At 62.3% G+C, this 13,236-nt stretch carries 13 protein-coding genes; 1 reads left to right on the top strand and 12 read right to left on the bottom strand.

The window, feature by feature from the left end:
- Positions 1-2 precede the first annotated feature (2 nt).
- The 12 genes from AC1Q61_RS00230 to AC1Q61_RS00285 all read right to left on the bottom strand — a co-directional run bounded on the left by AC1Q61_RS00230 (position 3) and on the right by AC1Q61_RS00285 (position 12,451).
- Entirely contained in the window at positions 3-1,088 is a 1,086-nt protein-coding gene (locus tag AC1Q61_RS00230) for an ABC transporter ATP-binding protein (RefSeq protein ID WP_054827077.1), read from the bottom strand.
- A gap of 15 nt (positions 1,089-1,103) precedes the next feature.
- A complete protein-coding gene (locus AC1Q61_RS00235) occupies positions 1,104-2,435 on the bottom strand; it encodes an ABC transporter substrate-binding protein (RefSeq protein ID WP_003940485.1) in 1,332 nt (443 codons plus the stop codon).
- A 37-nt stretch (positions 2,436-2,472) separates the two neighbouring features.
- Entirely contained in the window at positions 2,473-3,375 is a 903-nt protein-coding gene (locus AC1Q61_RS00240; protein WP_003939837.1) for a carbohydrate ABC transporter permease, read from the bottom strand.
- On the bottom strand, positions 3,372-4,346 hold the full coding sequence (locus tag AC1Q61_RS00245) for a carbohydrate ABC transporter permease (protein WP_042925052.1): 975 nt from the start codon (positions 4,344-4,346) through the stop codon (positions 3,372-3,374). The genes AC1Q61_RS00240 and AC1Q61_RS00245 overlap by 4 nt, the downstream gene beginning before the upstream one ends.
- Positions 4,347-4,420: 74 nt before the next feature.
- A complete protein-coding gene (locus AC1Q61_RS00250; RefSeq protein ID WP_003940437.1) occupies positions 4,421-5,344 on the bottom strand; it encodes a L,D-transpeptidase in 924 nt (307 codons plus the stop codon).
- A 216-nt stretch (positions 5,345-5,560) separates the two neighbouring features.
- Positions 5,561-7,243, bottom strand: a complete 1,683-nt coding sequence (locus AC1Q61_RS00255; protein WP_007731395.1) for an FAD-dependent oxidoreductase — start codon at positions 7,241-7,243, stop codon at positions 5,561-5,563.
- A gap of 81 nt (positions 7,244-7,324) precedes the next feature.
- Positions 7,325-8,206 carry a hypothetical protein gene (locus AC1Q61_RS00260; protein WP_042924996.1) on the bottom strand — a complete coding sequence of 294 codons (882 nt, stop codon included), beginning with the start codon at positions 8,204-8,206 and terminating at the stop codon, positions 7,325-7,327.
- A gap of 10 nt (positions 8,207-8,216) precedes the next feature.
- Positions 8,217-8,435 carry a dodecin gene (locus AC1Q61_RS00265; protein WP_003939815.1) on the bottom strand — a complete coding sequence of 73 codons (219 nt, stop codon included), beginning with the start codon at positions 8,433-8,435 and terminating at the stop codon, positions 8,217-8,219.
- Between the two features lie 15 nt (positions 8,436-8,450).
- Complete coding sequence (locus tag AC1Q61_RS00270; RefSeq protein ID WP_003940004.1) at positions 8,451-9,662, bottom strand: serine hydrolase domain-containing protein; 1,212 nt, start codon at positions 9,660-9,662, stop codon at positions 8,451-8,453.
- Positions 9,663-9,770: 108 nt separating this feature from the next.
- Positions 9,771-10,286 (bottom strand): DUF6764 family protein, encoded by a 516-nt coding sequence (locus AC1Q61_RS00275; protein ID WP_039973227.1) that lies wholly within the window; start codon positions 10,284-10,286, stop codon positions 9,771-9,773.
- A gap of 78 nt (positions 10,287-10,364) precedes the next feature.
- Entirely contained in the window at positions 10,365-11,405 is a 1,041-nt protein-coding gene (gene ligD / locus AC1Q61_RS00280) for a non-homologous end-joining DNA ligase (protein ID WP_003940248.1), read from the bottom strand.
- Positions 11,405-12,451, bottom strand: coding sequence for an ATP-dependent DNA ligase (locus tag AC1Q61_RS00285; RefSeq protein ID WP_039973226.1), 1,047 nt, complete (start codon positions 12,449-12,451; stop codon positions 11,405-11,407). Before AC1Q61_RS00285 ends, ligD begins: the two co-directional genes overlap by 1 nt.
- Positions 12,452-12,560: 109 nt before the next feature.
- Between AC1Q61_RS00285 and lppU the strand changes: the two genes are divergently transcribed.
- Complete coding sequence (lppU, locus tag AC1Q61_RS00290; RefSeq protein WP_007731384.1) at positions 12,561-13,178, top strand: LppU family putative lipoprotein; 618 nt, start codon at positions 12,561-12,563, stop codon at positions 13,176-13,178.
- Positions 13,179-13,236 lie beyond the last annotated feature (58 nt).

The raw sequence follows: 13,236 nt of genomic DNA on the forward strand, positions 1-13,236 counted from the left end.
CGCTACAGACGTACTCCGGTCTCCGCGGAAAAGAAGTACACCTCGCCGGCCTTGGGCAACAGATGAAGCGGCTCCCCCGGCGCCACCGACATCTTCCGGTCGACGCGAATGACGATTCGACCGGATCGGCTCTGCCACTGGCAATCCGGTGAGCCTTTCGCGTACACGAACGATTCGGCTCCCAACTCTTCGAGCAGGTCGGCATCCACGGCCAGCGAGCCCTTTCGCCACGCGCCCACCAGATCCCACGACTCCGGGCGCACTCCCACGACGACCCGCTCCCGCTCGGACGCCCCGGTGGGCAGCGGAATCCGCAGGTCACCGAGCACTGCGACGGTACCCTCGACCGGCGCTTCGATCAGGTTCATGCCGGGCGATCCGATGAAGGCGGCCACAAAGGTGTTGACGGGGTTGTCGTAGAGTTCGCGCGGCTTCGCCACCTGCTGCAAGCGACCGTCCAGCATCACCGCCACTCGGTCCCCCATCGTCATCGCCTCGACCTGATCGTGGGTGACGTAGACCGTCGTGGTGCCGAGTCGACGCTGTAAGGCGGCGATCTGCGAACGTGTGCTGACGCGTAGTTTGGCATCCAGATTGCTGAGCGGCTCATCCATGCAGAACACCTTGGGATGGCGAACGATGGCTCTACCCATGGCGACTCGCTGGCGTTGCCCACCGGACAGCTTGGCCGGTTTACGTCCGAGCAGCGGTTCGAGCTCGAGCATCCGCGCTGCCTCGAGTACCCGCTCCCGTCGCTCGGCCTTTCCTACTCCGGCATTCTGCAGCGCGAAGCCCATGTTCTGCTCGACGGTCATGTTCGGGTACAGCGCGTAACTCTGAAACACCATGGCGACGTCACGTGCTCGCGGAGCGAGGTGCGTGACGTCCGTGCCGCCGATCTCGATCCGGCCGTCCGACGCGGACTCGAGACCGGCGAGCATTCGCAGGCTGGTGGACTTACCGCAACCGGAAGGTCCTACGAGTACCAGGAACTCACCGTCGGCGATGTCGAGGTCGAGACGGTCGACTGCCGGTCGATCAGTTCCTTCGTAGCGGTGCGTGACTCCCGCGAATTGCACGTTGGCCATGAGTGTTCTCTCCTACTACTTCGGCAGCTTGGGGGTGATCTGCCGGTCGATGATCTGCTGCAACTGCGTGGCAACGCCGGCGAATGTCGATGCGACGTCGGCCTTCTGGAGAGCGATCTGCTCGAGTCCGGTGCCGATGATCTGATCCCCACCCGGGACGAACACGCGTGCGTAGTCCTGCGAGCGCGTACGCGAGAGCTGATCCACAGCGGTACGGGAGTTGGGGTTCGCGTCGAGGAACGCCTTCATGCTCGGCTCCGAGGTTGCCGACTTGCGGACCGGCATGTAGCCGACGTTCTGCGAGAAGTACGCCGTGTTCTCACCATTGGTGATGAAGTCGATGAACTTGAGCGCGTTCTTCTTACGCTGATCGGAGATCTTGGACGGGATGGCAAGCCCGGCACCGCCGGTGGGGCAACCGGGAGTTCCGTCCACTGCCGGGAGGAAAGCGGTGCCGAAGTCGAAGTTGGCAGTCTTCTTGATGCCGGACAGATCGCCCGTCGACGCGATGGTCGACGCCAGAATGCCGGTACCGAATTCGTTCGCGATGTCAGTGGAGACCGCGGCGTACTTCTTGTCGTGAATCATGCTGGAGAGGAACTGCCCTGCGGCAATGGTCTTCTCGTTGTCGAGCTGCAGATTCCACTGGTCGGAGTACGAGCCGCCGAAGGTCCAGATGGGGCCTTCGTAGGTCCAGCCGAGGTAATCCTTCGCGTTGCCCCACCCGTGTGCCAACTTGCCGTTGCCCACGACCTTCTGCAGCTCGGGTCCCCACTCGTCGAACTCCTGCCATGTCGCCGGCCCACGGTCGGGAAGACCTGCCTGCGACCAGACCGCCTTGTTGTAGTAGAACAACGGCGTCGACCGCGCGTAGGGAAGCGCATAGTGCTTGCCCTGGAACAGGTAGTCGGCGAGCAGTGAATCGACGTAGTCGGCCGAGTCGACGCCCACCTCGGAGAAGAGACCGTCAAGCGGCTCGATTGCCCCGGCCAGTGCATAGTTGAACCACCAGACGTCCGACAGCACAACCACATCGGGCACATCTCCACCGGAGAGGGCAGCGTTGAACTTCTGTGCCACCTCTTCGTAGTTCTTGCCGCCGTCCACCAAGTTGACCTTCAGGTCCGGGTACTTGGTCTGGAAGCGGTTGATCAGTTCCTTCTCCACGTCGGTGGACTTACCCGGGTGGTTCGACCAGAAGGTGATGGTGTTGGAATCACCCGACGCACCGGATGTTCCCGCAGCATCAGCGCTCGACCCGCCGGATCCCGCGCACGCGGTCAGTGCGGCTCCGGCGGCGATTGCACCGCCGAGGCTCAAGAATCCGCGCCTGTTCATGTTTGCCATTACTGCTCCTCGAGAAAGAAATGTGACGGGAAAGCTGTCAGCCCTTGACCGCACCGGAGGTGAGGCCCTTGATCATGTGTCGTTGCAGCAGAAGGAAAATCACCAGGATCGGTAGCATCGTCAGCACCGTTCCTGCCATGACCGGACCCCAGTTGGTAAGTCCGTCGTTGTTCTGCAGTTGGGTCAATCCGATCGGCAGCGGCGCTACCGAGGAATCGTCGGACATGAGGAACGGCCACAGGTACTCGTTCCATTCGTTGACCACCGTGATGATGCCGAACGCCACCATCGTGGGTCCGGAAACGGGGAGCACCACGCGCCAGAGCAACCGCCAGTGGCCGGCTCCGTCCATCCGCGCCGCCTCGACGATCTCCGAAGGGATCGAGAGGAAGTGGTTGCGCATGAGGAACGTACCGAAGGCTACACCCGCGAGCGGAACTATGATGCCCTGGAACGTGTTACGCCAGCCCCACTCTGCCACGAGCGCGTAATTCGAGATCACGGTGATCTGGTTCGGAACCATCAATGCGGCGATGATTCCGAGAAAGACGAAGTTCTTCCCCGGGAAGCGCAGGAAAACAAGCCCATAGGCGCTGAGAGTCCCCAGAACGAACTTCGCCGCCGACAGAATCGTCGTGATCACTATCGAGTTCCGCAAGAACATCCAGAACGGGACCGATGTGGTTGCTTCCGAATAGTTTTCGGGATGCAGCGACGACGGCCACCACGTTGCCGGCTGCGTGTAGATCTCCGGGCGCTCCTTGAACGAGGTCATCACGATCCAGTAGAGCGGCAGGACGATGATGACCAACGCGATCACCATTGCCGCATAGCCGAGGATCTTCACACCGACCTCACGCCGGTCCACGTTCTTGCGGTCCGGCCCCGGCCTAACGACGGAAGTCGGAGCAGCGCTTTTCTTTTCCTCTACCGCTGTCATTTCTCTTCTCCCCGATCCATGGCACGAACCTGGTAGACGGTGATGATCAGCAGGATCAAGAACATGATGGTGGCAACCGTCGCACCGTAGCCCGCCCGGAAGTTTCGGAACGTCTCGTTGTACACCTGGTAGACCATCGTCGTCGTCCCTGTCCCCAGCGGGCCACCTCGGGTCATGACGTTGATGATGTCGAAGACCTGGAGCGAGTTGAGCATGACGGTGATGGAGAGGAAGAACGTCGTCGGGCGCAACTGAGGGAGGAGCACCCGGCGGAACTTGGTCCACGGCTTGGCGCCGTCGATTTCGGCAGCTTCGTTCAACTCTTGCCGAACTCCTTGCAGTGCAGCGAGATAGATGACAAACGTGTACCCGAGGTTCTTCCACATGTATGTCACCGTCACCATGAACAGCGCCCAGTGTGGATCCTGATAGAAGTCGGGCGATTGGAGTCCGACACGGTGCAGGAGATCCTGGATCAGGCCGAAGTTGGGGTCGAAGACGAACTGAAACGCGACACCGATCGCTGCACCGGAGATCACGAACGGCGCGAAGATGGCCGACCGAACCAGGTTTCGCCCGACGAGCTTGCGATCGAGCAGCATGGCCAAGGCCAAACCGATGACCATCGAACCCGCCACGGTAACCAACGTGAATATCACTGTGTTGGTGACGATCTGCCAGGTGTCGCTTCGTCCGAACCACTCGCGGTAGTTGCTCAGCCCGATGAACGTCGCCTTCGGGTCCGCAATGTTCCAGTCGAAGAACGAAAGTCGGATGTTGTCCACCAGCGGGCGATAGGTGAACAAGATCAGCAACGCGAGATTGGGGCCGACCAAGAGCGCGAAGAGCGCGTAATCACGCCATGGTCTGCCCCACAGACCTGGCTTGCCTGAAGTGGGCAGCGTTCTCTCCGGACTCGATCTCACTGAGGCAGTCTGACCGCCCGCAACGAATGAATGGTGAACGTACAAGACACTCGAGCTGAACGCGACACGAAAAAGGCCCTGCGCGAATACTTCTCGCACAGGGCCTTCGTCGACGAGCTCTAGCGGTTCCAGTCACCCAATCCGTCGGCGCCACTGAGGACTCCACCTGCGGTGTTCTGCACGATCACCGGGTCGCCCTTGCCAGCGTTCTCGAAGAACCACTTGGCATCCTCGGTGCTGACATTGAGGCAGCCGTGGCTGACGTTGGTGAAACCTTGTTGCGCAACCGACCACGGAGCTGCATGGACGAAGATGCCACTGTAGGAAATTCGCGTCGCGTACTCGACGTAGGTGCGGTACCCCTCGGGAGAATCGATCGGAACGCCGTACGTGGACGAATCCATGTACATGTCGCGCAGCTGCTCGCCGACGATGTACGTGCCGTTCGGTGTTTCGTGGCCCGGCTTGCCGAACGACGTCGGCATGGTGCGCACGACCTCGCCGTTGCGGGTGACCGTGACCTGCTTGGTGTTGTCGTCCGCGACCGTGACGAGCGCATCACCGATGTTGAACGTGGAGTGCGATTCACCGGCGTCGACGGTCACGGAGATGTTCGCCGGCCAGAACTGTGTCGGCTTCCAACGGACCTGGCTGTCGTTGATCCAGTAGAAGCTGCCCTCGACCGGCGGATCGGTGGTCACGCGAATAGCGCGTTCGGCCGTCGCACGGTCGCCGACGGCCTCGTTGAATCGAATGATGATCGGCTGCGCGATACCGACGGTCTCACCCGCAGACGGATTGAGTGACGGAGCGGAGAAGTTGGGGACGCCGATGGGCGCCTGGATCGGCGTACCCGGGATGCCGGGAACCGGAATTGCCGGGTCGAGGTACGGAACGCCGGGGATCACGGGCAACGGGATGTCGGGTCCACCGGGAAAGAGCGGAACAGCCGCGGAGGGTCCGGCCAGAGCGAGGCCGGCGGCCACCGCTCCGACGATTGCCACGGCAACCCGTGACGTCCGACGACCCTGTTTGCTGCCCATGTCACTACCTTCGCTCGAATGACCACGTACTCACGTGGATTTTGCGCGGCCGGCATCGATACCCGCCTGGTACCGATGCCGATGCACCATTCGGACGCACCCGCTCGGAGCACACCTACACACCCGAGCACGCCGAAGAGAGCAAACCGCACATTTCCATAGTCATTAACACACAAAAGCGGCAATCGAGCAATTCGGATGTTCGCCCAAACGTTGCTATCCCTCGCTCCGGGCAGCCGCCAACATGGATTCGATGGAGATGAGTTTGGTTCGCGGCCGTCCGGTTGCGGCACCGGATGCGCGTTCTGCCTTGTCGATCCGCTGCCAACCTTGATAGTCCACCTGATCCGGCGACCGGTCTGCCAACAAAACCTGCAACTTGTCGGCATCCTCGGTCGGGGTGGCGAGGCGCCCACCAGCGAAGTCGTCGAAGATCATCGACACGGTCTCGGCGGAGCAGTACTTGTTGGTGCCGATCACGCCAGTCGGTCCGCGCTTGATCCAACCCGCGACGTAGACACCCGGGATCGGCGTGCCGGTCTCGGTGTCGATTACTCTGCCGTTCTCGTTGGGGATCACGCCGCGAGCGTCGTCGAAGGGCAAGTCGGCCATCGGTGTGCCGCGGTATCCGACCGACCGAAGCACCAGTGAAGTGTCGATCGTCTCCTCGGTTTCGGTAGGCCGGGCGGAGAGCTGACCGGTCGGCGTTGCCACCAATTCGTTTTTCACGATCCGCACCTGTGAGACTGCACCGTCGCCGAGGACCTCGACGGGAGAGGTGAGGAACCGGAGAACGATCCGCTTGCGAGAAGGATCTGCGGTACGCGAAGCAAATTCCTGCGCCTGCTTGACCTTGAGCAGGACGGACGGCTCGGCGGCATCGCTGTCCACGAACGCCTGACTGGCCTCGTCGAGTTCGGCTTCGATCGGGTCGACGACTACGTCCACGTTCGCCATCTGTCCGAGCGCCAACAGTTCGGGATTGGTGTACGCGGCCTGCGCCGGCCCACGACGCCCGAGAATGACCACCTCACGAATCTTGCTGTTCCGCAGCGCTTCCAATGCGTGCTCGGCGAGGTCCGTCTTCGCAAGCTGGTCAGGGTCGGTCACCAGGATGCGTGCGACGTCGAGTGCGACGTTGCCGTTTCCGACGATCACCGCTCGCTCGCCAGACAGATCGAAAGTCCGATCGGCATATCCCGGGTGGCCGTTGTACCAGGCGACGAACTCGGTGGCGGCGTGACTTCCCGGCAGATCCTCGCCCGGGATCTCGAGCTTGCGATCCCCGGCAGCACCCACCGCGTAGATCACTGCGTGGTGATGGTCCAAGAGTTCCGAATGCGAGATGTGGGTGCCCACCTCGACGTTGAAGTGGCAGCGCACAGTCTTCTTCGCGACGACGGCGCGGAACTGATCGGTGACCCCCTTGGTTCCGGGATGGTCTGGCGCCACGCCGGCGCGCACCAAACCGTAGGGAGTGGGAAGTCGATCGAACATGTCGACCTCGACGCGAGGCTTGCCGGTCAGTTCCATCGCCGCGTAGCAGGCGGCCGGGCCGGAGCCGACGATCGCTACTTTCAGCGTTCCCAGTTCGGGATCGATCTTGGCCATCGTGATCGGCTCGGGCCAATCCGGGCCCATCGGATGCTTCTCGAAGTACGACGCGTTCATCTGCAGGTACGGCGCGTCGTCCTCGTCGAGTTCGTTGTCCGGGAAGATCGCCTCGACCGGGCATTCGTCCACACACGCACCACAATCGATGCAGGTGTCGGGATCGATGTAGAGCATTTCGGTGGTCGCGAACGGGGCTTCGTCCGGTGTCGGGTGAATGCAATTGACCGGACACACGTCAACACACGAGGCGTCGTTGCAGCACGGCTGCGTGATCACATACGCCATGACATTCCCCTATCCCTGAAACACGAAGCTCGAACTGGTTCCCAGACTATAACGTGTTCCAATTTGGCGCGAGAATCGTTTTCAGATCACCCCATTGCGCTTCAGCAGCCACACCGCCTGCACGGTGGCGTGACCTCGCCATTCCAACGCCGCGGCGGGTGAATAGCTGTCGAAATCCACCGCCCAACCGCCGTCGCCATGTTGTCGCGCAGCGAGCGCAGACAGTTCGGACTCGATCACTGATGCGTCGAACAACGCGCGGGTCGGGCCGCCGGGAAGCGGTGAGAAATCGAGGGGCCGCATGAATTCGCCCTCGGCTCCCCCGTCCACGTGAACCAAGCCGTCAGCCGGGATACGCGAACCAAGAGTGCTCACCAACGACGACGCTTCGGGACTGTTCCGGTGAACCGCGTCGAGAAACTGCAAGGCAAAGGCCAGCTCGAGGGCATGGAGAGAATCCGCCCCGTCGATCGCGTCGAGGCAATATCGAACGGCAGAGGCGAACCACGGATGTTCGGCGACGGCCTCGTCGAATTCGGCAACGCGAGCCGCTGCAGCACACACGATGCTGGTGATCTGCAACGACGGCGCCAACGGATCCGCATCCACCCAGAAGGGCGCACAACCGGCCGGGTCGGCGATCGGGAAGGCGAACGGCAAACCGCCGTCTGCCAGCGAATTGGTCTGCAACCAGTCGCACAGTTCGACCGCTCTGGGCGTCGGCGTTCCGATGTCGGCAAAGGCTTCGAAGGCATGCAGCGCTCCGCCAGGTTGGCTGGTTGCCGAGCGAAGATCCGGTTCGAGTCCCCAGCCGTACCCACCGTCCGGGTTGCGATAACCGTCCACGGCCGCACAAACCGCGGCCCGGTCACCCTGTCCGAGAATCAAATTCAGCCGATGCCGATCGAGAGTCCTGGCATGTCCCGCCATGAACCCGACGGCCGCCCTGAGATCAACACTCATGAACGACGACTCAAGATTCGTCGCCGTCGAGCCGGAAGCCGACCTTCAACGTGACCTGGAAATGCGCCACGGCGCCGTTCTCGATGTGACCGCGAGTTTCCACCACCTCGAACCATTCGAGGTTGCGCACCGTCTCGTTCGCCCGGGCGATGGCGGTGCGAATTGCCGCGTCACTGCTCTCGGTGGACGAGCCGACGATCTCGGTCACCCGGTACACGTTGCTGCTCATGGCATTCCCTTCGTGTCAGATTCGACGAACCAACTCCTGCGCCTCGGCGCCGAGCCTCGCAAGGCGAAGATCACCGAGAGCTGTCACAGCACTACCCAACCTGTTGGTGGTGAAACCGAGCGAGAGTCCGCTGGACAGGTCCGCATACGCGCCTGAACCGCCGACTCCGTAGTGGCCTATCGCATTCCGCGGCTGCCGCCGCGCGGCAATGATCGGCGGGTGGTAACCGAGAGTCCAGTTGGGCCGCACCGCCAGCACGTAATCCCGATCGCGAGTCTGGATGGTCGACATCTGGTCGATGGTCGATTCCTTCAGGAACCGCTTCCCGTCGATCACGCCGCCGTTCGCGATGGCGCCGTACATCTTCGCGAGAGCACGCGCGCTGAACACTCCGTTCCAGCCCGGCATGACGGCGTCGTGGACAGCCGGGTTGCGCACCATGACGTCGAAACCGTCCGGCATCGCGGCCTCCGCGAGTCCGCGAGTCGGACCGACGTGTGAGAGCACGGTCGACGCGAAGGCCCAGTTCAAGCCGGCAGGGTTGATATGTGGGAACAGCTTCGCGATCCGTGGACGCTCGGTTTCGGGTACGCGGTACCAGAATTCGTCGACTCCGAGGGGCTTCGCTATCTCCGCTTGTACGACGTCGATGAACGGCTGACCGGACACCCTGGCCACAAGTTCGGCTACCAACCAGCCGTAGGTCACAGCGTGATAGCCGGGGCCTCGAAGCCGACGCGGATCCGGTTTCTCGGCAGCCAGGGCGGCAACGACCGCGTCGTAGTCCATCAGGTCGAGAGGATGCGGCATCAAGCCGCGAACTCGGTGAAGGCCCGCGCGATGTGACATCAGTTCGCGGACGGTGATCTTGTCCTTGCCGGCCGCCGCGAATTCAGGCCAGTACCGAGCAACCGGGGCGTCGTAGTCGATCAACCCACGTTCGGCGAGTCGGTGAACGACGGTGCTGGCGACGCCTTTGCCGGTCGAGAACGACAGCGACACCGTGTCGTGGTCCCAGCGCCGATCACGATCGGCATTGCCGGCCCAGATGTCGAGAACTTTCTCGCCTCCCAGGTACACGACCAGCGCGCCGCCGCCTTGTTGCGGTTGGCGATACATCGCGAAAAAGCGGTCGGCCAAGGGAAGGAATCGCCGGTCCACGTACAGCTCGGTGCGCGAAGGCACCTCCACCCGGGCGAGCGAACCCCGTCGTGCACTGGGAGTCATCGCGTCCTCCGATCCCCGCTGATCAAGTTGTCCGGTCACCCGATCGGTGGCAGGAGCTTGACACCATTGTGACCACTGTCACGCAAGAGGCTCAGGGCCGGGGTGCCCTCACGGGGTGACCCACGTCGAAGTGCCGTCGCTGAAACATCCCTGACCTGTGGCGATATTGAAAACAAGGGTGGGACCACCTGAGCAGATCGCCCCGACGTCCGCGTCACCCACTGCCGCTCTGCCGCCAGGTCCGCTGAGCACCACGGCAAAGGGTGAGGAGTCGGTGCGACCGAGTGCGAGCGAACCCGGGCCGTACGCGACCGCGGCAAGTAACCCACCGCGCGACTCCGCCGCAGCAACGCCGCCGAAGAGGCCGAGGCCTGCCGACCTGCCGCCGTCTCGAGAATCCGCGACGCCGACGCCGTCGCCCTCGACGTGTGAAATCGCGTAACTGGAGGGATCTGCCACCGCTCGGCATGCGGATGACCCGTCGACGATCGTCTGATCTTGCCCGCGCGCCGAACAATCCAACGTCGCGGCAGACGCTGTTCCGCTACCGAGTGACAATCCGAAGGCGGCAAGAATCACACCGCCCGCCGCTAAGCTTGCTGCTCGCATTTTCCGGCGATCCATATCCAACCCCCACAGTGCATTCGACGTGACCGTACATTCGACGTCTGATCGAATTACTCGATATGTCCGCCTCTGACGCTACCCGTCTTTGTTCTTCCGATCGCGGTCCTTGCTCGGTTGAACACGTTTGGGTTCACCGGGCATTTTGGGATAGTTCGGCGGGTACGGCAGATCGCCCAGTCCCGCCGCCAGATCCTTCTCCCACATCTCCAACAGAACATCGAGGGCAAAGGCCTTGTCGTGCATGGCTTCCATCGGATCACCACGATCGGCGAGCAAGCCGGGAACCGTGGCGATGGTGCAGTCGTCTGGATGCACGTCGCGCAGTTCGTCCCAGGTCACCGGCGTCGACACAGTTGCGATCGGCGTCTTACGAGCGGAATACGCCGCCGCGATCGTCCGGTCACGGGCATTCTGATTGAAGTCGATGAAGATCCGTTCACCCCGCTCTTCCTTCCACCACGCGGTTGTGGCGCGATCGGCACTACGACGCTCGACTTCACGGGCGAGGGCGATACCCGCGTGGCGGACCTCGACAAAATCCCAGCGCGCCTCGAGCGGGATGTAGACGTGAAGGCCTCGGCCACCGGACGTCTTGGGAAATCCTTCCAATCCCAACTCGGCGAGCAGAGGGCGAAGGACCTCGTCCGCGATGGCAACGGCCTCGTCGAACCCGGTCCCCGGTTGCGGATCGAGATCGATGCGCAGTTCGTCCGGGTGGTCGGTGTCCGGGCACCGCACGGCCCAGGGATGAAACGTAACAGTCCCGAGATTGGCGGCCCACACGATGTTCGCAGCACTTCGCACTCGAAGGACGTCGGCCTTGCGACCCGACGGGAACGTGACCTCGCAGGATTCGACGTGCTCGGGCCGCTTTGCCGGCAGCCGCTTCTGGTAAACCTCTTCGCCCTCGATGCCGTCGGGGAATCGCTGAAGATGCGTGGGCCGATCTTGGAGCGCCCGCAACGCTGCACCCTGCAGCGCCACCGTTCGGTAGTACTCGACAAGATGCCGTTTGGTTCCGCCGTCCTCACCCAACTGCGGATAGTAGATCTTGTCCGGGCTCGACAATCGGACCGCGATCCCGTCGACGTCCAGTTCCTCTGCCGGGCTCGCCATCACTTACCGCCTGCAAGAACATCCGCGAAGTCGTATCGCACCGGAACCTCCAACTGATCGAATGTGCATTCGTCGGGCACCCTGTCCGGACGCCAGCGCAGGAATCGTGCAGCGTGCCGAAAGCGTTCCCCTTCCATCTGGTCGTACGCCACTTCGAGCACCCTCTCAGGACGAAGCGGAATCCAGGAGCGGTCTGCGGCCGATCTCCACCGGCTGGCCTCTCCCTCGGCTACAACGTCGTCCCCGAGGCGCAAAGGTTCGAGTTCGGCCAACAACTCGATCCGCCGCGCCGCGGTGAAAGCAGAAGCGCCACCGACCATCTTCAATTCGGAACCGTCGTACAGACCAAGAAGCATCGACCCGATACCTGGCTGACTCTTGTGGGGACGGTAGCCCAGCAGTACGACATCCGCGGTCCTGGCGTGTTTCACCTTGATCATCTCGCGCTTGTTCGGCAGGTACGGTCCCGCCAGCTTCTTGGCGACAACCCCGTCGAGACCCGCGCCTTCGAAGGTTTCGAACCAGGCCATTGCTTCGGCGCTGTCGGCCGTCGCTGCCGTGACGTGGCAACTCGGCCCGCCACCGACGCAATCGAGGAGCAACGCACGTCGAACCCCGAAGTCCTCGATCGAGACGTCGCGATCCCCGAGCGCCAATAAATCGAACCCGACAAATTGCGCGGGCGTCTGTTCCGACAACAATGCGACGCGGCTCGCGGCGGGGTGAATCCGCTCGGAGAGCGCTTCCCAACTCAGGCGCGTCACACCGTCGATCTCACGGGGAACCACCAGTTCTCCGTCAACCACACATTTTTCGGGCAATTCAGACTTGACGGCTTCCACCGCCTCGGGAAAGTACCGCGCCAAGTCCTTTCCTCCTCGCGATCCGAGCACCACTTCGTCACCGTCACGAAAGATGATTGCTCGAAATCCGTCCCATTTCGGCTCGTACGACCACGTCGGGTCACCGGACTCGGGCTGAGGCGGCACAGTGGCCGCAGCCTTCGCGAGCATCGGGGCAAGCGGCGGCATCAGGGGTAGCTCCACCTACCCATACTGACAGTCCGGTTGGCAATTCGACTACCGATGTATTGGAATAGGTCCCGAACAATCCACGAACCAACAGAATTATCCAAGAATCAACAAAGGGGTCCTTATGTCCGGAATCGTCCGGCGACTTTGCACTGCGGTGATCGCAACTTCTGCAATCGCCGCCTTCACCGTCGGTTGCGGTTCCGACATCGAGCCGAAAGCCATTGCGGAATCATCTTCCTCGGTTGCCGATTCGACCACTACCTCCGCGGCCCCGACCACCTCGAAGATCACCGGCCAGGAGGGCTCGGACGACGGCGGCGACGTCGACATCGACGTGTCGATCGGTGATTGCGTCAAGCTCGGAGGCACCACGACGGCCGCAGAAATCGACAACGCGGACTGCGGTAGCAAGGATTCGAACTACAAGGTGGTCGCCAAGGTTCCCACCTCTGATCTGTGTGCCTCCGACGTCGACTCGTACTACTACGAGACCCTCGCGGGTGACGAGCAGGGCGCTGTCTGTCTCGACGTCGACTGGGTAGTCGGCGGATGCATGGACCTCGGCAGCGGAATGGATGAGCCCGCCCGCATCGAATGCTCGGATACCAGCGGCACCAACGTCGTCGAGGTCGTCGAAATCCTGCAGAACTCCACGTCGATCGACGAATGCGGTTCGGGGGCAGACTCGGGATTCGAGCACCCGGAACGTAAGTTCACGGTCTGCGTCGCAACGCTCTGATTCGAGCGCCCTCCCGAAAAACACCTGTGCGCCTTGCCAACCGATCTCGGTTGGCAAG

It is taken from the genome of Rhodococcus sp. MPR-R1B (assembly GCF_058793255.1).

What these genes read in the sequence shown, in the direction of transcription:
- ligD (WP_003940248.1), bottom strand. Translation starts at nt 11,405, where the DNA reads ATGGCGAGCCCGGCAGAGGAACTGGACGTCGACGGGATCGCGGTCCGA.
- lppU (WP_007731384.1), top strand. Translation starts at nt 12,561, where the DNA reads ATGTCCGGAATCGTCCGGCGACTTTGCACTGCGGTGATCGCAACTTCT.
- AC1Q61_RS00235 (WP_003940485.1), bottom strand. Translation starts at nt 2,435, where the DNA reads ATGGCAAACATGAACAGGCGCGGATTCTTGAGCCTCGGCGGTGCAATC.
- AC1Q61_RS00250 (WP_003940437.1), bottom strand. Translation starts at nt 5,344, where the DNA reads ATGGGCAGCAAACAGGGTCGTCGGACGTCACGGGTTGCCGTGGCAATC.
- AC1Q61_RS00230 (WP_054827077.1), bottom strand. Translation starts at nt 1,088, where the DNA reads ATGGCCAACGTGCAATTCGCGGGAGTCACGCACCGCTACGAAGGAACT.
- AC1Q61_RS00265 (WP_003939815.1), bottom strand. Translation starts at nt 8,435, where the DNA reads ATGAGCAGCAACGTGTACCGGGTGACCGAGATCGTCGGCTCGTCCACC.
- AC1Q61_RS00255 (WP_007731395.1), bottom strand. Translation starts at nt 7,243, where the DNA reads ATGGCGTATGTGATCACGCAGCCGTGCTGCAACGACGCCTCGTGTGTT.
- AC1Q61_RS00270 (WP_003940004.1), bottom strand. Translation starts at nt 9,662, where the DNA reads ATGACTCCCAGTGCACGACGGGGTTCGCTCGCCCGGGTGGAGGTGCCT.
- AC1Q61_RS00275 (WP_039973227.1), bottom strand. Translation starts at nt 10,286, where the DNA reads ATGGATCGCCGGAAAATGCGAGCAGCAAGCTTAGCGGCGGGCGGTGTG.
- AC1Q61_RS00260 (WP_042924996.1), bottom strand. Translation starts at nt 8,206, where the DNA reads ATGAGTGTTGATCTCAGGGCGGCCGTCGGGTTCATGGCGGGACATGCC.
- AC1Q61_RS00240 (WP_003939837.1), bottom strand. Translation starts at nt 3,375, where the DNA reads ATGACAGCGGTAGAGGAAAAGAAAAGCGCTGCTCCGACTTCCGTCGTT.